General features: G+C 56.7%; 1 protein-coding gene. It reads right to left on the bottom strand.

Annotated features, from left to right (window positions below):
• Positions 1-176: 176 nt before the first annotated feature.
• Positions 177-374 carry a sigma-70 family RNA polymerase sigma factor gene (locus C2L80_RS13605; protein WP_476707489.1) on the bottom strand — a complete coding sequence of 66 codons (198 nt, stop codon included), beginning with the start codon at positions 372-374 and terminating at the stop codon, positions 177-179.
• Between the last annotated feature and the right edge of the window lie 152 nt (positions 375-526).

Here is a 526-nt window from a genome sequence, read left to right on the forward strand (position 1 = left end):
AGTACGTGGCCGAGAGCGAGTGGGGCTCGAGGCGCTATCTGGACGTGACTCTGCTGGAGGGGTAGCCGCACCGGACGGCGGGCTTATGAGGCTGTCGGAAAAGTGCGCAAGATTCTTGACGGTACCCGTTTGCCGCTGCGGAAATGACAGGGAACGGCAACAGATTTTCAGATTTCCTAACGGTATTCATCATCTGCTTTTCCCTCCAAATACTGTTTGATTTTCGCAAGCGCGGATTTCCTGTGCCGGAAAACCGTCGTGCGTACAACATTCAGCAGTTCAGCAATTTCCGCGTCGCTCATGTCCAAGAAGTAGGACAAAAGGATAATGTCGCGTTTCCTTTCGGGCAAAGCGTTAAGGGCTTCGGCAAGCAGTTCATTTTTGACGAGTACATCAAAGCCGGGGGTGCGGACGTTTTTCCGGACGGCCTAGGCGGCCAGCCCCAGCCGCCTCCTGCGGCCGGCTATCGTATCGTACACCTTGCGCCCTCCCTCGTCGAACGCCTTCAGCCTCCCCTCCCGGTACC

The sequence above is a fragment of the Rubneribacter badeniensis genome, from assembly GCF_002899695.1.
GTDB lineage: Bacteria > Actinomycetota > Coriobacteriia > Coriobacteriales > Eggerthellaceae > Rubneribacter > Rubneribacter badeniensis.